Origin of the sequence: Porcincola sp. LCP21S3_C12 (assembly GCF_052118625.1) — a bacterium.
Classification (GTDB): domain Bacteria; phylum Bacillota; class Clostridia; order Lachnospirales; family Lachnospiraceae; genus Porcincola.
Window position 1 is genome coordinate 1 of record NZ_JBQKGW010000027.1, and the last position, 19,968, is coordinate 19,968.

Below are 19,968 nucleotides of genomic sequence, written 5' to 3' on the forward strand. Positions count from 1 at the left end.
ACAATTCGCAGAAACAGTTACTTTTAAAGTGACTGACACATCTGTAGAAATCCAAAATCGGCGCGAAATAATCTGCCGGATGGGACATCATTTAATTTGCCGGACAACAGCCCGGTAGGACGAATACCTCATCCTTTCGCCGCAGTCAGCACAGTATACAAGGCCGGATAGTCTGCTGGTGATTCCCAGAACCGTCTTCTTCGCGCTGCGGTTCATGATTCTTTGGGCTTGCTGCCATGTCTCAGGGTCAATAATCGGTTCATGAGTATTGGGAAAGACAAGCTGCTCTTCACCCGGAATATTTCTTTTCTTCTTTCTTTTGAAATCCACGCTCTTTGTCTTGCCAAGGACCGTATACCCCAGGTATTCCTTGCGCTTCAGAATATGGCTGACTCCCGTTGCAGACCAATAGTAAGGATCTTTGTAACGGATGCTGTGAACGTTCTCCGGGTGGTATTTCTGCCGGAAGGCGGTTGCGTTAAGAATTCTCTCATCCATCAGCTTTCTGGCAATCTCTGTGAGGGACAGTCCATCCGCCGCCATCCGAAATATCTTTTTTACGATAACCGCCTCGTCCGGAGCAACTACAAGAGTCTGCTTGTCTCCGGGATTCCGGGTATAGCCGAAGGGAACAGCTCCACTGCATCGGAGTCCTTTCTGCATCCTTGCATGAAAGATTGTCTGGATCTTCCGGCTCGTATCCTTTGCATACCACTCGTTCATGATATTCAGGAACGGTGTGAAGTCATTGCTTCCCGGTCGGTCACTGTCGATGTTGTTGTTGACTGCGATAAAACGAATGTGTCTTTCAGGAAAGAGGATGTCTGTGTAGTAGCCGACCTGAAGATAGTTTCTTCCGAAACGGCTCATATCCTTTACGATCACGGTTTCTACATGACCAGCATTGATTTCTCCAAGCAGTTCCTGAAACCCCGGGCGTTCAAAGTTGGTCCCGCTATAACCATCGTCGGTAAAGTGCCGGATGTTCTGAAAGCCCTGTTGGGAGCAGAAGTCCATCAGATACTGTTTCTGATTGATGATACTGTTGGAGTCTCCCTGCTGCTCATCATCTCTTGACAGCCGCTCATACAGGGCTGTGATCTTTTCTCCCGATGATGAATAGCTTTTCATTAGAAGTCCTCCTGTGTTGTAACTCCGAATTTCTTACATAGACATTTGTCTTAATTCAAATTATCCGTTCGGATCCGTGAAAATCATAGAGCTGTTTGCGAGGAATCCGTTAGGCTGAACAAAATAGAAGGATTTTCCTGCTCCGGACCCGCCGATGACGATTACATTATTGTTGAGTCCTGTCTTATGGGTATCCAGGCTCATTCTCAGGTTCTGTGACAGGATCTTGTTTTTTGAGGGATCCTGATCTTCCAGCTTCTTGTTGATCTCCTGGCAGGTTCCAAATCTGGCTGTTCCATACTCGGTTCCCGGTTTCACATCCCGGTCCATGGAAGTCACTCTCAGAAATATGACAAACCAGATGATTGCACAGATCAGAACCCCTTTTAGAGTCATGCCTGTGATGCGGAACGGCAGAGGATGAAGCAGTGCCCAAACAATCTGTTCCTTCAGATTATCCAGTGTCACATTCCTCCCATCCAAAAGGCCTATCGCATAGCCGAGGTAAACTGCCACAGGAAGAAAGATCAGGAAGAAGGCAAGATTGCCGTTCTTTTTGGAAGTTTCCACTTATGTCTTCCTCCCTTCTCTTATCGCGTCTTCTCAAAAGGAGATGGTATATCAGTCTTTCCCCTGCCCAGGGCATTGCTAAGGCTTTCCAGAGCCGAAACCGGTCCTTCCAGGCCGTTTCCAATCTTGTTCTCCGTCTGGGTTTTCGATACCTCTCTGGCAGCGACCGTCTGCTTTGGCGCTGTCCGTCCGGCTGCAGCTTCCTTCATGATTGCCATGACCACCGGCCCCGCAAGGCTCTGGAAGATGCCAGTCTGAAGATTAGTGACTGTGTAGGAATGGTCACGGAACAAAGCAGCGCCCATATTTCTGGCGTCCGCAGCATTTCCGGGAAGGACTGCATCCTTAAGCGGGACAAATACCGTCTGGTCACCGCTAAGCTGATATTCGGCAAAATTCTTCATCACGGACACCGGCGGCCCGGAGATCCATTGATACTGCTTTCCGAGTCCCTGCACGTCCAGGTCGCGCATGCGGACCCGTACATCCTCAAAGGCATTCTGGATATCCCTCTTCTGCATATCCGGTGTTCCATACTCAGTACCGAAAGATGGTTCTTTTTCCGAAGAGGATGGAGCTTCTCTCTCCTTCAAAAGGCTTTGAAACTCCGGCGTAGGTTCTCCGTCTCTCGTGAATGCGGTAGACAGGTAGTCCTTCTCGCTGAGCATACCCAGATATATTTCCTTATTGGGTCCCATTGCATGATCGATAAGCAGCGCTCGGACCTTCGGGGCCTCCGAGACAGAAACAGCATACTGGGTACGGCCGTCCCCGCCACAGAGATCTGGCATCCTTGCAAACAGGATCCCGTGTGCTTTCATTTCCTTCTCGATAGCCTTCAGTTCATATTGATCTTCACTTCCTGCATTCAGGTACATCATGTCTTCGCCCTTGATTGACCGAAGACGTCCCAGAAATGTCCTGCCTTTCCATTTGGAAAGCCAGATGGTATTGATCAGTTTGGCAACCTGAAGTGCTGCCTTGAGACTGATATTGCCGAGTAGATAGAGTCCTCTTCCGGTCGCAATAACGATCTGAGAGGCTTCTCCGACTTCACTCATCCGTATCCTCCTTTCCTCATGTATACGGAAAGGACTGCAGACAGAGAATTTCCTCCATTCTCATGCTGCAGCCCTCTTCATTCAGATCCGTTCTGTCAGAGTGACTTTTTGTCCCATGGAAGAGTCACGTCCGCAAGTGCCGGATCAGGTTCCGGTCCCGGTGCCTTGTCTCTGTTTCTGTCCACCTCAAGCCTCTTGTCCTGATAAGCCTTGATCACAGCCTCATTCATGCGTTTCCGCGTTCCCGGTGAAACGGGACCGGCGATGTTCTGATACTGTTCCCCGACCTTCTCATATGGATAGATCACCTTGAGTTCCCCTTCCTTCTCACAGATCCGGACGCCGTCGATCTTGACCAGGCCGGCATAGTTGATCGTCGCATAGGCTCTGGTCTCATCCTTATTGAAGATCCGTACATCGACCGTCATATCGACCGGCTCCTTCTCCAGTTTCATCCGTTCCATCACGCTCTGGTTGACGGCATCCTCGATCTGCTTTCTGAGATCCTTATCTTTGATGTAGATGAAGGAATCCCATTTATCCTTGTCAGTCCTTTTCTGAGGAAATGACACAAAGTGGTAGATGCTTCCGTTCTTTTCTGCCTGAACCACCCGGACGTTGTGGATTACCACCTTCTCATCCAGATATACGTCTCCGAATGCGATGATCTTGTCACTGCCTGCCGGCTTCATATCTGCTCTGATCTTCATCTGCTTTCCTCCTTAGCTGCTGCCTTGGGCTTTGCTTTTTCCCCGGAAGGCGGAGCGGGGACGATGCCGCCCCGCTTCACTGCCTCCGCAATCTGTTCCTGGGTGACCTGATAGAAATAGGTCTTCCCTTCCATCTCAGTCAGGAGCTTATCCAGGACAGTACTCATCTTCTTCAGCCAGACGGTCCTGTCCCGCTCCTGCTTTCCCCGGATTTCTTTCAGTCTCCGGTTCTTCCTGGCTTCCAGAGCCTGGCGTTTTTCTCTCGACTTGCGGATCTCATCTTCGATCCGCTTCAGTTCCTCATCCATGTCAGACCTCCTCCCAGCCATAGTCGTCCCAGAGAAGCCTCAGCATACTCAGGACGAAATATTCCTTCCTGTATGCCATCAGCCGGTTCATGAGCTTCCTCCGCTCCTTTGGTGTACGTGTATCCATATCCATCGTCCTCCTTCCTCTTACAGGCTCACGCCCGGAACAAGTTCCGGCTCTTCATCTTTCACTTTGTTCAGCTCCGGCGCAGTCGGGCAGATCAGCATCTTCCTGTCAGCGTCATACTCATGGCAGAGATCGGACAGCTGGTCCTCCGGATCGACCTGGGTCTCATTGATGTCGCTGATCATTTCGTCCAACTGACGGGGATCACTTCCGAGCTTCCTTGGAACGATCATGACTTCATGGATGGAAGAAGGCAGGACAAAAAAGCCTTCCGGCATCTTCTGCTGGATCTGCTCCAGGACATTGGGAACAAAGACAACAGCTGCTCCCAGTGTCATAGCGGAAGTCGTCAGGACAAAGAGCGGAAGGTCATCATCCAGGCTGATCTGGTCATGGCCTTCACTTCGGGTCTCCTCATCTCTCGAGCTCTGATTCTGTTCCTCAGGCTCTCCTTTTTTCAGGGTGTCGACATCAAGCAGATTGTTGTCAAGAAGCCTCTCTTTTGTTTCCTCCCTGTGTCCGCTCTGCTGCATCATCATGCAGCTGGTCACAACGGACATCCTGTTGAGGGTCGGCGGTGTATTCTTCAGAGTGTTTTCAACCGCTGCCTGAAAAATCTGTTCCTCGTTGACGTGGAATGTATCCATCATCTGATTATTTACAAGGATCGTTCCGTCAGATCCGTCCGGTCCTTTCAGATGGATCCGGTAGGTGCAGGCGATATCCCCCATTTCTCTGTGCGGAACGGTAGAAAGAAGATCCTTATTCCTTGTCAGTCCGACTGCACTGAGATAAATCCTGTCCTTCATCGCAGACCAGACACTGAGCATACTGGGATTAAATCCGCCGATTTCCGTGTTCTTCAGCTTATCCAGCGATTCGGTTCCTTCCCGCGCGATTCCTTCAAAGACCTGGCTCATAGTCATATTGCCTTTTGCCACATCTTTGTAATAGTTGTTCAGATAGATGACCGGCCCGCATGCCTGACCGGGCATAGTAACTGACACTCCTGCAAGATCACCGAGATTTACCTTGCGGTTCTTCTGTATCCTGATCTGTGCCCCCTGATACTGGGGCGGCAGGTAGCTGCTGACATTCTTCTCGATCTGGTCACAAAAATCCTTAAAGTTCATCATGTAGTGTTCCTCCTTGCTCTTTTCAAAAATAAAAGACCCCGGCCTTCTGCCGCGATCTTCGTCACAGTTTATGTTCCGGTTGCCTGTCCGCAGCCTGTTCCATTTCCTTCCAGTCCTGAGCATCGGTCTCCATAAGCCCCTCCTGCCTGAGACTTACGTATTCCATCTCGCTTCTCCCGATGATGACATGGTCCAGCACTTCTATGCCCAGGATCTTTCCGGCGCTGACCATCCGCCTGGTCATGTCCAGGTCCTGCTCCGACGGCTGTAGAGTGCCGCTCGGATGATTGTGCAGGATCAGACAACAGGACGCATTGGATAGGATTGCTGATTTGAATATGTCCCTTGGATGTGCAACCGTATAGTTCAGTGTCCCGACACTGCAGATATTTGCATTGATGACCTGAAGCTGGTTTGTCAGATTGACGACCATCAGAATCTCCCGGTCCAAGTCCCCGAACTCTCTGGTCAGAAGCTTTACGGCATCACTGACCCCGCTAACAGGCTCCGAAGATCTCAGGGTCCGATCCGGGATCATCCTGATCCGCACCAGTTCAAGCCCATTCTCCTTATTCATCGAAATAGATCTCCATGACCACTCCGTCCGGCATAGCCCTCAGGAGCTCCTTCACGATGTACGGTTCCATCTTCATGACTGGCTCCTTATCCGGAAACTTTCTCTCCCAGAAGACTGCGGCGGAGGCCTGCATTTCTGTCTCTTTTTCTCCATTCTTCACTCTCATCCCTCCTTGGAGTAGGTGATCATTCTCTCCATGTTTGCCGCCTGGATAGCAGGGTTGCAGATTTGAACCAGCATCTCAAATGGGATGCCTCTGGCGTCTGCTTTCCGGATCACCTCCTTCTGATCATCCGAAAAATCCGTACTCTCAAGGACTTTCTTCAGGAAACGCCTCCTCCGTCTTCGCTTAATCCATCCCTCCTGTGGGAATGAAATCTGCGACACCTGTTTCTGCGTTGGCGATTCCTCAGCTTCCTTTTCCTGCCGTGTATCGCACTGATTCTTCAGAGCCTTCACCTGCTGCCTGAGTGATTCATTCTGTTCGATCAGTGTTTCATTCTTGTTGGTCAGTTTCATATTGTCCCGGTTTAACAGATCGATTTGTAATCTGAGCTGATGGATGTTTTCCTGATATTCATCCAGCCTGTCCTGAGCTGACAGGATATCTGACTGTAACTTTGCCCTCTCCTTTTCTGCACTCTCACTCTGCAATGTTGCTATCTGCATCCGGTAGTTATCCATCCGGTCCATGACCTGATTGGAAAATTCAGTCTGTGCACGGATCATATTCGCCTGTGCTTCATTCTGTGATTTCACAAGCTCTGCGATTATTTGAATGCCTTTCTCTGAAAATAGATAATCCTGCACCTGTTCTTCTGCAGAAGCTGCTTTTACCTTGCTGGGCCGGCTGTCACCGGCATCCTCTGCCCGGTCTTCCCGTCTTCCGGTTTCCTGTGACTCTGCAGTTGTAGACGAATCCGGCTCCTCATTCTTCGGGCGGCCTCTTCCCCTCTTGGGCGGCATCACGATATCTTCCTCGCTGCCTGCAGTCTGCTCCAACTGTTCCTTATCTCTCTCTTCCATCTTTCCTGCTCCTTTCTTCAGCATGCTCAGTCCGGCCGGTCTCTTCCGCGCCAGCCTGTTTCTTCTGCTTCTTCTGTCTCTCCTCTTCAGCCTGCTGTCTCTTCAGTTCTTCCTCATGCCTGCGCTGCATCTCCCTGTAGTCTCCCCGGTCAAGGTTTCCAGCTTTCTCATCTTCAAACTGCCACTCGATATTCCTGACCAGGCGTTCCCTTTCTCTGAGTTCCCGCAGCTGCGCAAGGCAGGCGGCCTTTCGGTTGATCAGGCTGTTCCGGTAGCGGACCGCCTGACTGACCGGCATTACCTTCCCGATCTCCTCATCCAGCCTGTTCAGTTCTTCCTGCTCATCCGCGCTGAGCCAGAACTTTTCCCTGAGGGTCTCTCTGCGTTTTACCTTCCTGCATATGTCATTCCGGTAGAGCTGTGTCTTTACAGAGGAGAGCTCCGACTGGACGGCTTTCCGCTCATTTCCAAAGTCAGCTCTTCTGCTGACCAACTCTTCTTCAGTCCGGATATCTTCCCGGATCAGAAACTGAAGATTGTCGGTCAGCTCCTCCAGACTCAGGACAATGGTCCTGCTGCCCCTCCTGCCTCTGAAATCAGGCTTCCGGATCAGACAGGTATTTCGCCATCTCCTGTAAAAACTTCGCTGAAACTCATTCATATGCCACCTCCTGTCTTTCTTCCTGGCAGCAAAAAGGAGACGGCGGACCGTCTCCATATCTCCGTACGTTCTGAAGTCATCCGGGCTGATCGGATGAGAACGCACATATTCGATTCGCTGCTGGATCTCTTCTTTCGAGTAGCCTTTGCCAAGCCGCAGGCTCCTCACCGCTCTTGCTCTTCCTTTGGGAGTCAGTGACAGGTACTTACCATCCCGGACCGTATACTCAAGCGATTCCATATATTTCAGGAAACTGCTGTAGGAAGGACTTCGCAGAATCGCCTCATCAATATCGTCCCGGATCAGATCGAACCAGTGATTGATGTAGGGATGACTGTTCTCCCATTTTTTCTTCACCTCCCTTGGACTATCCTCCGGATGTTTCCTGTTGAACCGCTCCTTCTCCTTGCGGGAGACCCACTCTCCATAATCAACAAACTTTCTGTCCTCCCCGTACTCCAGCGGAGGTAGTCCATGCTTCTGGCACACCCGATCCGAGATCGGCTGAATTCTCTTTTCCCAGTCACCCTTCGGTGAATGGTACTTGGCTCCATCATCGATGGCTACAGAATCAAAAACGATGTGGACATGCATATGCTTCTGATCCGTGTGGACAGCATAAGTGTAGTAATATCTTCCGCCAAGCAGCTCCTGGGTAAAGTCTTCTGCTATGGCTGCAGCCGTATTCACATCAACTTTGCTGCCCGGCGGAAATGAAATTACATAATGAAATCCCGCACTTCCGCCGGGCTTGTTCCAGTACTCCTTGTTTCTCTTCATCACAGAATATGCCCTGTCCGGACTCTGCCCTGCATTTCCTCCAATCAGAGCCGCTTTGTCAGGATTGCAGATATATTTCAATGCGGACTTGAGGCCTCCCGATGAATCGCCATGCGTTCTTTCCTTAATCCGAAGCAGCTTCGTTACAGCCATTCTGTATGAACTCCACTATTCTGTTGCAAATCTCCTGGCACCTCTCTTCAAGCTCTTCCTGCAATCCCAGTGTTTTTCTGATCATTGGATTACTGGCATAACCTACTGCATTGGAATTGTGAGCAATCTGATTAATGTTGTTCCCTACCTTGCTGACACTGTAGTCCAGCTTATGGAGAAGGGCTTTCAGCTCTTCCGGAACCTGCGGTACCTTGGAGCTGAATATTCTGGACCGAATGAATTCTGCCTGACTCATTCTTGACCTCCAGGCGCTATCCTTGATCCATTGCATCTCAGAATCCGTAAGTCTGAGTGTGATCCTGTTTGTTCGGCAGCCTTCCTGTCTGTCCGGATAATAAGCGAATACCATCATCGTCTTTTTTCCTCCATGTTTTCCTCGATATTTTTCCGTATTTTTTCAAAAAATAGTACGTTGAGGGAGCAAGATACGCCTTTGGCAGACCAGCCATCCATCAGGGGAAAATCCCCTGGCCCCTCAGAAAATTAAAATCTTTCACGGTCCATCACCTCCTTTTTTGTCCCAGCTGTTCGATCAGCTCACTTTCTGCCATGTCCGAAGCGGTTACCCCTTTCACAGCGAGAAGCCTGATCAGCGTTTTCGGCTGGACAATAAAAAAGATCCATTCGGCATCTCTGCCAAGGATCCAGCATTTTTCCAGAGCATCGTTCTTTGCCCTGTCCTGTCTCTTCTGTTTGAATTTCTGGTTTTTCATCTTCAGCGGAAAGACTCTCTCTCCGTAAAGAATCTTTCCAGATTTGAAAATGAGCCTAAGCTCTTTCAGTCTTCTCAGGTCGGCAGCCGGATCGTCAGAGACATTTCTGCCGATTCCTTCACAGACCAGTATGATATCTGCATCCATGCCTCCTCCCTTTTTTCATCATTAGCTGATCAGCCGCTTTCTCAGCGGCTTTCCTGCTTTGGCTGTATTCAGGAGAAGGAATACTTGCCGCTGTCCTTGCTGTAAACTGCGGTTAGTGTCGAACCGTCATCAAGTTTCAGCCGGATGGTCGCCTGCCTGGTACCTGCGTCGATTGAGTAATCCGTCACTTCAGCACTGTTCACGTCCTTCTTTCCTTTTCCGAAAAGATAGTCATAAAGGCTGTATTGGAAGACGTAACGGTTATCCAGGTAGTTGAGCAGTTCTTCCGGTACGGAGCTGATGCTCATCTGAGTGGCATCGTAACCGCTGTCCGTTTCCTGCTGGAATTGAGGCTGTGCCTGAGTCTGGGGCTGTACCGTGTTCTGGGCTGGCTGTCCGCTGTTCTGACTGTCTGCTCCAGAAGATGTCTCTGTCGTCAGCGTCTCAGGCTGTACTTCCGTCTCCTTCTCCTCGATCAGGAAGATGTACTCCCCCGGCATCTTCGGGAAGAGAATGAAGCGGAAGCTCTTGCCGTCCTGCTTCTCCAGTCTCCCCTGAAATGCCATTGCGTCCGGAAGTGAGCTGTCGATCTGATTCTCGACAATGATCCGCTTTGTGCTGATTCCCCTATCCTTCAGGAAAAGCCCCGCCTGTCTGAGGAAGTCAGATTCCTTGAATCCGGCATCCCTCTTCTCCTTGTCCGTCATTCCGGTGATCGTAAGATAAGGGCTGATCCCGCTCGCATCTCCGTCCCCGAAGATCTGGGCCTTCATGGACTCCTGACCCTGACGGATCAGTTCCTGCTTTTGCTCTTCTGAAAGCTCTGTCTGCGGGGTGACTGCTTCAGTCTCCAGCGCATCTGACCACCCAGTCGAACTGGCGGTTTCCGCAGCACTCAGTTCACTCATCACCTGGGCGGTGGATGGGCCTGAGCTGTCAGTATCCGGCATTCTGGCTACCTCTGCAGCTGTGGCAAGGAACAGGACCGTACAGGCTACAGCTCCGAATGCCGTCAGCTTCACTCTCCGTCGTCTTCTCTTGTCTGCTTCATCCGGTGACAGATTTTCCTGGCTGTCATCCTGACCGCTTTTCCCTGCCAGTCTTCGAATAAACTGTTTTCTTCTGAATCCTTTGAGCGGTCCCTTCTCTTCCTGAGAAGGTTCCTGCCGGAAATCATTTCTCTCATCCTTGTCCATGCATCTCCCCCTCTTCAGAATCAAAGACCGCTGAAGGAAAACTTATCAGCTGCCTTATCATAGGTTCCTTCGATCGTCTCGCCGGTATTCAGTTCAATGGAGAACAGAGCCCTGTTCTGGTCCGGCTGAAGTTCATAGCTGCTCATGGTGCCGACCAGCTCCCCTGTCTTTCCGCTCTTCAGCACGTAATCGAATACCTTGTCGTAAAACTGATCCTTGCCTCCGATATACTTGAGCAGATTTGTCGAGACCTGCAGGATATCAAACGAAGTGGTCACTTCTTCCTGCTGGCCGGAGGATCCGCCGGAATAGCTTCCGCCGCTGTAGCCTCCGCCCGATCCTCCTGAATAAGAACCGGTATTTGCCGGGGCAGCCGGCCGAGTCTCTGACTGTGTCTCACTCTGGGAAATCTCACTTTCCCGCTCTACTTCGGTGAAGAGGTACTTCTTCTCCTTCGGATAGTACACGGCAAGAGCCTCCCACCTGGGGTCATTGTTGAAATAGATGTAATGGTAGACCTGCTCGTCCCCGTCTTCTTTCTTGTACTCTTCCTCAGAGAAAGTCACGTCCGTAACGCCTTGATACTCGGATGCTGCGGAGCTGATGTGAAGCTGGTCGCCCAGCTGCTGAAGGAATGCCTGGTCATCGAACTGTCCGCTGTAAGACTGGAGGATCGATGCCGTAAGTCCGTGAATGGTCAGGTTGTAGGGATTGGTCTCCGGTGTCTCAACAGCCGGTTCCGCCTCTGTCTGCTCTTCCTCCTGCTTGTCCTCATCCGGCTCCTTTTCCTTGTCCGTGAACTTCAGGTTGACCAGAATGTCCTCGTCCGGCATGACGAAGTTGATCCTCTTGTTGTCACCGTCTGCGTCATTGACCAGATAGGAGTAACTGGTGGAAATGTCACCGGTCGCGTTGATCGATACATCATCGAAGTACTTGCCCTCGACCGGATGGACCACCAAGGCGATCATTTCTTCCGGCTCAGCGGAAAGCATCAGCTTCTCGTCATCCTCGCTCTTGAAGAGTTTCTTATCATACTCGATGCTGCCGTCCGAACTCTTGTAGATGAGAACGCTGTGCTTCTGAGCTTCCGTCTCTGCCGGCTTCTTCGGCTTCTTTACGATCACGTTGGCGGCTATTAGAGCTGCGGCAACTGCAGCCATGACACCGACCGTGATCAGAATCGGCTTGTTGTTAGACCTCTTTGGATACATGTCCGTTTCCTCCTTACCTGTTGTAGGCATAGACGCTGTAGAAGTCGTATGCCTTGCTGTAAACGACGATATAGTCCTGGGAATAATTCCTGTCTCCTGACTTCGTGTAGACCCGGACCATACAGCGGATCTCATCGTTCGTCTCATCCAGCATTTCCATAAGCTCTACTCGGGTCACGTTGTAGAGATCTCCATAAGCCTGGTAGATATGGTCTGCGATGGCATGGTCGAACTCGACCGCATGATCTCCGATGAAGGCTTCCTGAACTCCGGAATAAGCTTCCGTGATCTCCGGATGAAAAGACTGACAAAACTTCTGAAGTCCGGCATCCCTCTCCTCCTTCTGCTTCTGGATTTCCGCAACGCTTGTCGGAGAATCCGTCTCCGTCCTCTGTCCGTCCCTCAACTCTGCCTCCTCCTTTCCGGCCTGCATGCTGCGGCCTTCGGTCTCTGATTCATCAGGACCACCATCTGTCTCTTCCCTGTTCATTCCCGGCAGCGTCCCTGCGATTCCGGGACCGCTCTCCGTCACTGCTTCCGTCTCCTCTGTCTCCTTCACCATCCCGTCCACCATCCGCTGAGATATGGAATCGATCAGCATCGGAAGGTAGATGGAGATTAGGACAGAGACACTGAAGATCAGGATATAGGCTCTCATTTTCTTCCTGTCCACTTTGTCATCTCCTTTTCAGGTACGAAAAAAGCACCGGCCTCAAGGTCGATGCTCTTCCAAATTATTACGAGTATGCAGTTAATCAGCAGTAATATGAAATCTGTCCAAAATGCTCAGCCCAGCTCTCCAGTATCATCTGGCTGTTTGCTTCGATAAAACGGATGATGTAGTTCAGCTGCGGCTTCGGGATGCCTGAATTATTGTTGGCAAGCAGTGCACGGGATTCACTTGTGATCCAAATCTTCGTGCCAGTCCTGGAAGGTCTTCCATATGCGACATGGACATGAACCGGTTCCAGAGGCTTGTTCTCATTGGACCAGAAGTATATGCAATATCCGCCAAATTTAAACAGCTGTGGCACGCTCGAATCCTCCTTCCGCTGCAAGGCTCAGAATGATATGCGCATTGTGATGAATAAACTCATCCCATTTTTTCATCTCTTCCTGCGAATACCCCTCAATATCGATCCAATCATAGGATGGAAGGATGCAAGTCGCATTGTGAAAGCCGTCGTCTACCGGTGTCTCCACGTAAACTTTCACAGTCCCATCTGGCAGAAGGTCAGAATGGGTAATTTCTGTCTCATCCGGAAATGTAACATAAGGATTCTTCATTCGGATCTCCTTTCAGCGATAACATCTGTCATTATCCATAAGGCTGCTCACTCTGCTGTCAGTATAACAGATTTCTACCATTATGTGCCGAAGAACCAGTTTCCGCCGATCTGCACTGCATTTGCCCCGGTGACCTTTCCCTGCCTGCTCCGGAAGCTGGTGTGTTCATGGTTGCGGACGCCGTGCCTCAGGCAGTCATCAACCGCCTGCTTTACGTAGTCCGGAACATTGCCGTTCAGCCTTGCTTTCCAGTAGTTGTCCATGGAATAGCAGTACTGGCCGGGTGCCGTCAGCTGGCTTAAGGCATTGCCGCCTTCATAGCTCCAGTTCCTTGACTCGGTCCGGTTCATCGCCGAGGAAATGACTGCCAGTGCTCCCTGGTAGGAGCCGTTGTCTTCCTGTGCGACGATAGCCCAGATCAGTTCCATCTGTTTCTGCGAATACTCGGTCCCGTCTGTCCGGAAGCCGGTCTCCGCGATTCCCTGGCTATCATCCTGAAGGATGATGTAACGCCGGATCGATGTGATGGGCATGAAGTCCACGTTACTGATCATAGGTCCTGTCCCCGGATTCTCCGCTGTGTTGTAGGAATGGCCACTGCAGTGAACGACCTTGCCGTCGCCCAGATAGATGCCTACATGGGGATTGCTTCCCCAGTAGACCACATCGCCCGGCTGAGCGTCAGACACATCCGGAACCACTTCACCGTTTGCTCCCTGGTCCTGTGCAATCCTCGGAAGGTTGATTCCGAAGGACCTGTAGATGCTCTGAACAAAGCCGGAACAGTCGGCCCCATAACTGAGACTCGTTCCGCCCCAGATGTATGGGATCTTTCCGATGAAGCTGGTGGCATACTGGGCGATCTCTTCTCCCATCGAAGAGGCTGCCGGCTTCACCGACTTCAGTGAGAAGTACAGGGACCGGTTGTCCTCCGGATCGACCAGTTCTTTTGCAAATGACTCATCGCCTTTATCCTGAAGAATGCTTCCAACCAGGTCACCGCAGAAAAGATCTCCGGATCGGATGAACCCCCTCACATCGCCTGACTCCACGAAATACCAGCCATTTTCATGCTGGGGTTCTGCCAGAATGTAAACCACGCTCCCGGAAGCCGCCTTGCCGACTGCGCGAGCATTTTCCTTCGGGTATTCGAGCACATCCGAATCGGCTACGACCAGAGCGGAGTCTTTGTCTGCTACAACATCCTGCGTGGTTGTCTGAGTGTAAGTGAATGCAGAATTGTCCGCGATCTCAACATCCGGAGTAGCCTGATCGAAGCCCTTCTCACCAATCACCTCAACCATTCGGGAAGTATCCCGCCCAGTCTCCAGAACCGAAGAAGGGATGAAGCCTCTCACATTTCCGGACTCGATGTAGGACCAGTCGCCGACTGATTTCAGGACACACGCAAGTCCAAAGAAGGGAAGCTCCCCGACGATCGCGGACTTCTGGTCCGGCTTTTCATAGATTCGGTTGCTCCTCTCTCCTTCCGCGATCGCATATTGTTTCTTCACCTGGGAGAAACGGAAATCGCGCTTGAAATACCAACTCGGATCCCAGTAGCTGCCGTTGTAGTAATAGCTGTCGGAAGAATAATCCTCCTCCGACTCGCTCTCGGTTTCCTCCTCATCCGGCACCTCCTCCAGAGTGATCTCTGTCTCAGACTCTGTTTCTGTCTCCTCCTCATATGGTGGTTCCACTGCTGTCTCCGATTCTGATGCGGTCTCTGATTCAGAAGACTTCTCCGTTACGGGTTCTGACTCTGCCGACTCGGTCGCTTTCCCAGTTTCTTTTTCACTCGCCTGCTCGGTTGTCTTTTCACTGATCTTCTCCGTTTCTGACTCTTTTACCAGACCATCTGTTTCCGTACCCTTTTCACTGCCAGGCTGCTGTTCGGTCTCCGGTATAGTTTCGGTACCTTTCTGTGTTTCCGAAGCGGCCTCCGACTTTTGCTCTGTTTCAGGAATCTGTTCTGTTGCTTTTTCCGTTCCCTTTTCTGCAGCCGGAGCTGTCTCCTCAGGTACGGTCTCCGGCGCTTCCGTGGCTCCTGTTCCATTGTTCATCATTTCCCTTTCTGAGTTTCTCTCCGTTCCGTCAGATGTGCTTTCCGATGTGATCACCATCTGCTGATCCATTTCCGTCTCTGCAGCCGGTACAAAAAAGCAGCCGCCCATGACCGTAGTCATCAGAACGGCTGCCCCGGAGAGCAAAGCTGTTATCCTTTTCCATCTCATGATCTTTTTCTGTGACGCTCCTTTCTCTTAGTAATCGAAGAACCAGTTGCCGCCGATCTGCACTGCGTCATTTCCTGTCACCTTGCCTTTCGTGCTGCGGAAGCTCGTATGGTTGTGATTCCTTTTTCCTTTCTTCAGACAATCATTGACCGCCTGCTTGACGTAATCAGGAACATTTCCTCCCAGTCTTGCCTGCCAGTAGGTGTCATTGCTGTAGCAGAACTGGCCGGGCGCCGTCAGCTGAGCCAGGGCATTCTTGCCTTCGTAGCCCCATTTCGGGGACTCGACCCGGTTCATTGCAGCCGAGATGACAGCCAGCGCTCCTTTATAAGATCCGTTGTCCTCCTGGGCTACGATTGCCCAGATCAGTTCCAGATCTGACTGGGAATAGTTGGTCGCATCCGTCTTATGACCGTAGGACCCCATACCGCCAAGTCCTCCGTAAATGTTCCCGCGTCCTCCGACATCCGGAGTCAGGACCCGCCTCACTTCAAGGTACTGGTGGTATTCATTGGAAATGTGAACTCCTCCGGACTGATGGATGATCTGGTTATTGCCGATGTAAATGGCCACGTGTGTCGATCCGTTTCCGTTGGGGTCTCCCTTCACATGTGCGGCAGTCCGATAGTAGATCAGGACATCCCCTGGCTGGGCCTGGGCAAGAGAATCGTAAGCAATGTGAGTGCCGGCCTGCGTTTCCATCGCTCCGGTGTCTCCGCCGATTTCGTATCCGAAATGGTTAAAGACTCCGTGTACGAATCCGGAGCAGTCACACCCGCTCTGCCAGGCGGTCGGGCCTCCTCCATGGCCTCCTCCCCAGACATAAGGGATCTTCCCGATCCAAGACTTTGCGTACTCGATCAGTTCTGTGGCATCCGCATATGCGTAGACTTCGTTGTCCTGATAGGATGTTGCCGTGAGAGCGCTGAACAGCGGCATGATCGTTGCAGCAAGCGGAATGATCACTGCCATCAGGACCGGAATGATCATCAGCGGAAGCTGCTTTGTCAGCAGCGCCTTGATTGCTTTTCTGGCATCCTCCGCCAGCTTCTTCAGCATCTTTGTCCCTTTGGACATCAGCCCGAAAGACTGCCTAAACTGATCCGACTGAGCTCTGTTCTGTTCATCCTCCTTAAACTGCTCCTGCCGGGCTTTCTGCATCTGGACTTTTTTCATGACGGAAGTCGTCTTCAGTCTGGAAAGCTTTCCGGTCAGCTGTTTCCGGTACTCATTCTTCATGACCTTTCGGACCTGCTTCTGGTATGCCAGCTGAGCCTCAGCTTTTTCGCTGCCTTCAGTAAAGCCAGCTCCGGCAAGCAGTTCTTTGTAGACACCGGAAACATTCCTCTGAGCATAAGCAGCCCTGAGAGTGGCTTCCTGCAGGACCCGCCGAGTTTCCCTGGTTGACTTGCCGGAAACAGCCTTCTGAATTGCTTTCCGGATCTCCGCTTTCTGAGCCCTGGTCTTCGCAGAAGACATCAGAAACTGCTCATAGGATTCAATGCCTGTACTTTGAATGAGATCGTCAGTCTTGAATATATCGTTGCTTTGCGATATGTTGTCCGTATTTATATCGCTTATTATCGATATATCATTAACAGCCGGTCCTGCCCTTGGATCTGCCCTACCCGGATTGTTCCTGCCTGATGATGCTTCTCCAGTAGACAATTCCTTAGGCGCACCAGATGACTTTTTCTTTATCCTCTGGCTTGCTATAAGATTCTGCTTTGGGGCTTCTTCCTGAATATGAGACTTTCTCCGCAGCTGACTGTTCTCAGAATCTACTCTGTCAATTTCTGAAAGAATCTCCTGGTTTCTGGCAGTCTCTGCACCTAATACAGTTCGCATGTATCGACTTTTTGAAGTGGTTGCCTGTCCGGACTGTGTCTGTTCCACCTGGTACTGACTCAGCCTCTTCTGAATCAGCCTTTTCCTTACATCCGGCGGAACACCGGAAAGATCAGTTTTCCAGGTTTCGGAATCATACCTGCCTCCGACGAAAATATCTCCATAAGGTAGCATTTCCGGCTTGATCTTCGCGGAAACCTTCCGGCTTGGAATCCGATATTTCTGTGCGACGGCTTGTCTTCTGGCTTCGATCTGTTTCGAAGAACCCCCTCTGTCAGAATTGGCCTGATTTGGAAAGCTCAGTTTTGCTGCCTCAGCTGACATTGCTACGCTGGAAATCTTCCGATCAATCTTCCTCTCGATTGCCGAAAGGATCTGTTCCTGCTGTCCCGGAGGCATTGACATCAATGTTTTCCGATACCGTTCAGGAAGTTCCGAGATTACTTCTTCCCTCAGGGCAAATGAACCTCTGATTCTGAGTGATGCAGCCTGCCGGATCTGCTGATCCGTATTCTGGAACGACGGACCTTTTCTCTGGCGAATTTGCACGTCCATCGCGGTTTTTATCTTTCTCAAGAGCACCACCTCCTATATGAGGGTATAAAAAAGAGACTGTAGACTCTTACGTCTTCAGTCTCTATAGCAATCGGTCTTGATGAGATCACTCTGTCTAAACCTGGTCTGTATGCTTCTCCAGATTGCCGGCGCAGATCTTTCCTCTCTTCCTCCATCCCTGATGGTCTTTGACAAATTGATCACGCTCCTGTCTGGATGAAAAGTATCTGGCAGCTATCGGCACAGAATCTTGAAACAACCGAGCCGTCCAAAGAAAACCATCTCCGTTCATATCATCCATGCCTTTCATGCCTCTTCTCGACAAACTGTTATCCTTCCAGCACTTCTGTGATTTCTCCTACGAATACCCAATGTGGTTCCCATTCTCCACTCCCAGACACAGGCGGATAGGCTTTCGGGTCCGCTGCATAATAATCCTGGATATCCTGTGCAAGGTCGCTTTTTGTCATTTGATGCTGGTATATCTTTCTGCAAACAAAAGTCAGACTTGCTTCTTTAAATGCGACACTTCCTGCAACTGGTATCGGAGTCAATCCTGATACGGCAATCTTATCTTCATTTCTTCCAGACCGCGTTCCAAGAATTGCCAGGGCTTTTTTGTAATCCTTCGGAAAAAAGCTAACCGTAAAATTCTCATTTTCTGCGACCAGTTCACGGGTATATCTGGTTGGATAAAGATATACTGTAACAATAGAGCCAGAATGTCCTGGTCTTGTCCACAGTGTTCCGAGGCTTCCCCAGCTTACTGTGCAGGCATTAAATTTCTCCATATTTCCTGCAGCTACCACCGCCCATTGCTTCCGAAACAAATCAAATACTTTGTAGCCGTTGTTTTCAAAATCGCTCATATGACTTTCCTCACTTTCTTTTCAATTCATCATCCCTCTGCTGCAGTCTTCAATACCTTTTCAACTTCGTCCTTCATCAGTTCATACTTAAGGCCAATGTGAGCCTCAAAGATTTTATCACCACCAACATAGAAGGTCGGCGTTGCATAATAATCAAACTTGTCCGCATAGGCCGGGTCCTGTGTTTCTTCTATCTTCCGGAAGGGAATCTCCGCATACTCTGGGTGAATACTCTCAAGCTCCTCCAAAGCCTTGAAAGCCATATCACAGTAACCGCAGTCATCTCTATAAAACATCAGTATTTCCTTCATCTTCTACCTCCACTATTCTATTCATTTTTCATTGGTGAGATCCGTTAGTTGCAAGCCAGACTTTTTTCACCCTTTGTTATGATTCCTAAAGTAATCCTTCAGAATTTTCAGGCTCTCGTCACGTAAGACCCCTGTGCGGACCACCGGCTTGTGAAACGAATGATCAAATACAATTTTCGAACAATTGCAGCCTTCGTTCCCAAGTATCTCTTCCAGGTCATTATTGCTTGCAGCATAGACCAATGTGCCAAGTTTCACCCAAACCATAGCGCCACTGCACATAAAGCATGGTTCGCAGCTGGAATACAAAGCGTAATTAGATAGATCAGTAATTCCTGTCTCAGCACAGAAGCGCCGAATCAAGCCAGCCTCAGCGTGAAAGCCAGGATCATGCATGGTATAAATCTGGTTTTCATTTGTGAAAACGATTTTCCCATCCTTAACAAGTACAGCTCCAAATGGTTCGTTTCCATGTTTTACTGCTTCTGCAGACAGTCTGATTGCCTCGCGCATAAAAGTCTCATCGTTCATTTTGTCTCCTTTAAAATTCAGATCTGTCAGAATGTATATCTCATCTGATACCATGTTACATTGCCATGCGTGGACTGCGAAACACCCTCATTCATAAATCCAAACCGTGTATAAAAAGGAAGCAGTTTCTCCTTGCAGGTGAGAACGACGCCTTTTTTCCCACGTTCATGACAATCCTGGAGCAGCTTTTCCATTACCTTCGTAGCATACCCATTGCCACGATATTGCGGGTCTGTAACAACAGAGAAAATCATCTGCCAGAGGCCATTCGGATCATGTTTTTCAGCATGATCGTACATCTCATCCGTCAGATCTCTTTCATTTGTTGACATCCCATTGATAAATGCAACAATTTTCCCGTTATCCTCAAGTACCCAGAAACAGTCCGAAAACGTCTGAATCCGCTTACATATACTCTCCCTGGACGCTCCTTCTGCAGAAGGATAGGAAACTTCCTCAATACGAACCATCTGATCCAGGTCACCCATTGAAGTATGTCTTATTATCATTCTGTACCTCCGAAATTCTGATTCTTATATTAGTACATTCGGAGCGGGATTCATATTGCGATTTTCCTTTTCAGCTGTCCAGCTGTCCGTACAGGAAGTCTGGGTTCTTGACTTCTCCTTTGACTCTGCTCTTACGGATCTTCACCAGTTCGTGGAAGTTGGTGTTGAAGAGTTTGTACATGGTGTTATCCCGCATTTTATCTGGTCCTAAACCATACCACATTCAATCAAATTAAAAAGAGGCACAGCATAAATTATTCTGATGGATTTTACATCGGATTGCTTTATGCCGT

24 protein-coding genes are annotated in these 19,968 nt (G+C 50.1%); all 24 read right to left on the reverse strand.

From position 1 onward, the window contains the following. Positions 1-87: 87 nt before the first annotated feature. Positions 88-1,131 (reverse strand): recombinase family protein, encoded by a 1,044-nt coding sequence (locus ACTQ1N_RS11465; RefSeq protein WP_441956828.1) that lies wholly within the window; start codon positions 1,129-1,131, stop codon positions 88-90. 60 nt (positions 1,132-1,191) lie between these two features. Then, positions 1,192-1,701: a hypothetical protein gene (locus ACTQ1N_RS11470; RefSeq protein ID WP_441956829.1), complete on the reverse strand. Its 510-nt coding sequence runs from the start codon at positions 1,699-1,701 to the stop codon at positions 1,192-1,194. Between the two features lie 20 nt (positions 1,702-1,721). Beyond that, positions 1,722-2,762, reverse strand: a complete 1,041-nt coding sequence (locus tag ACTQ1N_RS11475) for a hypothetical protein (RefSeq protein ID WP_441956830.1) — start codon at positions 2,760-2,762, stop codon at positions 1,722-1,724. 95 nt (positions 2,763-2,857) lie between these two features. Then, positions 2,858-3,472: a septation protein SpoVG family protein gene (locus tag ACTQ1N_RS11480; RefSeq protein ID WP_441956831.1), complete on the reverse strand. Its 615-nt coding sequence runs from the start codon at positions 3,470-3,472 to the stop codon at positions 2,858-2,860. Further along, entirely contained in the window at positions 3,469-3,780 is a 312-nt protein-coding gene (locus ACTQ1N_RS11485; RefSeq protein WP_441956832.1) for a hypothetical protein, read from the reverse strand. Before ACTQ1N_RS11485 ends, ACTQ1N_RS11480 begins: the two co-directional genes overlap by 4 nt. Position 3,781: 1 nt before the next feature. Next, positions 3,782-3,907 (reverse strand): hypothetical protein, encoded by a 126-nt coding sequence (locus ACTQ1N_RS11490; protein ID WP_441956833.1) that lies wholly within the window; start codon positions 3,905-3,907, stop codon positions 3,782-3,784. 20 nt (positions 3,908-3,927) lie between these two features. Continuing rightward, positions 3,928-5,043, reverse strand: a complete 1,116-nt coding sequence (locus ACTQ1N_RS11495; RefSeq protein ID WP_441956834.1) for a DUF5688 family protein — start codon at positions 5,041-5,043, stop codon at positions 3,928-3,930. Positions 5,044-5,104: 61 nt separating this feature from the next. Further along, the gene (locus ACTQ1N_RS11500; protein ID WP_441956835.1) at positions 5,105-5,620 is read right to left on the reverse strand and encodes a JAB domain-containing protein; all 516 of its coding nucleotides are present in this window, start codon (positions 5,618-5,620) and stop codon (positions 5,105-5,107) included. Next, positions 5,613-5,780: a hypothetical protein gene (locus ACTQ1N_RS11505; protein WP_441956836.1), complete on the reverse strand. Its 168-nt coding sequence runs from the start codon at positions 5,778-5,780 to the stop codon at positions 5,613-5,615. The genes ACTQ1N_RS11500 and ACTQ1N_RS11505 overlap by 8 nt, the downstream gene beginning before the upstream one ends. A gap of 2 nt (positions 5,781-5,782) precedes the next feature. Beyond that, on the reverse strand, positions 5,783-6,646 hold the full coding sequence (locus ACTQ1N_RS11510) for a hypothetical protein (protein WP_441956837.1): 864 nt from the start codon (positions 6,644-6,646) through the stop codon (positions 5,783-5,785). Then, positions 6,630-8,240: a relaxase/mobilization nuclease domain-containing protein gene (locus tag ACTQ1N_RS11515; protein WP_441956838.1), complete on the reverse strand. Its 1,611-nt coding sequence runs from the start codon at positions 8,238-8,240 to the stop codon at positions 6,630-6,632. The genes ACTQ1N_RS11510 and ACTQ1N_RS11515 overlap by 17 nt, the downstream gene beginning before the upstream one ends. After that, positions 8,212-8,613: a plasmid mobilization protein gene (locus tag ACTQ1N_RS11520; protein WP_441956839.1), complete on the reverse strand. Its 402-nt coding sequence runs from the start codon at positions 8,611-8,613 to the stop codon at positions 8,212-8,214. Before ACTQ1N_RS11520 ends, ACTQ1N_RS11515 begins: the two co-directional genes overlap by 29 nt. Positions 8,614-8,764: 151 nt before the next feature. Continuing rightward, a complete protein-coding gene (locus tag ACTQ1N_RS11525; RefSeq protein ID WP_441956840.1) occupies positions 8,765-9,121 on the reverse strand; it encodes a hypothetical protein in 357 nt (118 codons plus the stop codon). A 68-nt stretch (positions 9,122-9,189) separates the two neighbouring features. Beyond that, on the reverse strand, positions 9,190-10,317 hold the full coding sequence (locus tag ACTQ1N_RS11530; protein ID WP_441956841.1) for a hypothetical protein: 1,128 nt from the start codon (positions 10,315-10,317) through the stop codon (positions 9,190-9,192). Between the two features lie 20 nt (positions 10,318-10,337). After that, positions 10,338-11,531 carry a hypothetical protein gene (locus ACTQ1N_RS11535; RefSeq protein WP_441956842.1) on the reverse strand — a complete coding sequence of 398 codons (1,194 nt, stop codon included), beginning with the start codon at positions 11,529-11,531 and terminating at the stop codon, positions 10,338-10,340. Between the two features lie 13 nt (positions 11,532-11,544). Continuing rightward, positions 11,545-12,204 (reverse strand): hypothetical protein, encoded by a 660-nt coding sequence (locus tag ACTQ1N_RS11540; protein WP_441956843.1) that lies wholly within the window; start codon positions 12,202-12,204, stop codon positions 11,545-11,547. An 82-nt stretch (positions 12,205-12,286) separates the two neighbouring features. Next, positions 12,287-12,565: a DUF4160 domain-containing protein gene (locus ACTQ1N_RS11545; protein WP_441956844.1), complete on the reverse strand. Its 279-nt coding sequence runs from the start codon at positions 12,563-12,565 to the stop codon at positions 12,287-12,289. Then, positions 12,549-12,818, reverse strand: a complete 270-nt coding sequence (locus ACTQ1N_RS11550) for a hypothetical protein (protein WP_441956845.1) — start codon at positions 12,816-12,818, stop codon at positions 12,549-12,551. Before ACTQ1N_RS11550 ends, ACTQ1N_RS11545 begins: the two co-directional genes overlap by 17 nt. Before the next feature lie 80 nt (positions 12,819-12,898). Then, complete coding sequence (locus tag ACTQ1N_RS11555) at positions 12,899-15,052, reverse strand: NlpC/P60 family protein (RefSeq protein WP_441956846.1); 2,154 nt, start codon at positions 15,050-15,052, stop codon at positions 12,899-12,901. A 27-nt stretch (positions 15,053-15,079) separates the two neighbouring features. Beyond that, positions 15,080-17,476: an NlpC/P60 family protein gene (locus ACTQ1N_RS11560; RefSeq protein ID WP_441956847.1), complete on the reverse strand. Its 2,397-nt coding sequence runs from the start codon at positions 17,474-17,476 to the stop codon at positions 15,080-15,082. Positions 17,477-17,784: 308 nt separating this feature from the next. Beyond that, the gene (locus tag ACTQ1N_RS11565) at positions 17,785-18,324 is read right to left on the reverse strand and encodes a flavin reductase (protein ID WP_441956848.1); all 540 of its coding nucleotides are present in this window, start codon (positions 18,322-18,324) and stop codon (positions 17,785-17,787) included. 29 nt (positions 18,325-18,353) lie between these two features. Continuing rightward, positions 18,354-18,635: a glutaredoxin family protein gene (locus tag ACTQ1N_RS11570; protein WP_441956849.1), complete on the reverse strand. Its 282-nt coding sequence runs from the start codon at positions 18,633-18,635 to the stop codon at positions 18,354-18,356. 66 nt (positions 18,636-18,701) lie between these two features. Continuing rightward, positions 18,702-19,166, reverse strand: coding sequence for a nucleoside deaminase (locus ACTQ1N_RS11575; protein WP_441956850.1), 465 nt, complete (start codon positions 19,164-19,166; stop codon positions 18,702-18,704). A 26-nt stretch (positions 19,167-19,192) separates the two neighbouring features. Beyond that, entirely contained in the window at positions 19,193-19,675 is a 483-nt protein-coding gene (locus tag ACTQ1N_RS11580) for a GNAT family N-acetyltransferase (protein ID WP_441956851.1), read from the reverse strand. Between the last annotated feature and the right edge of the window lie 293 nt (positions 19,676-19,968).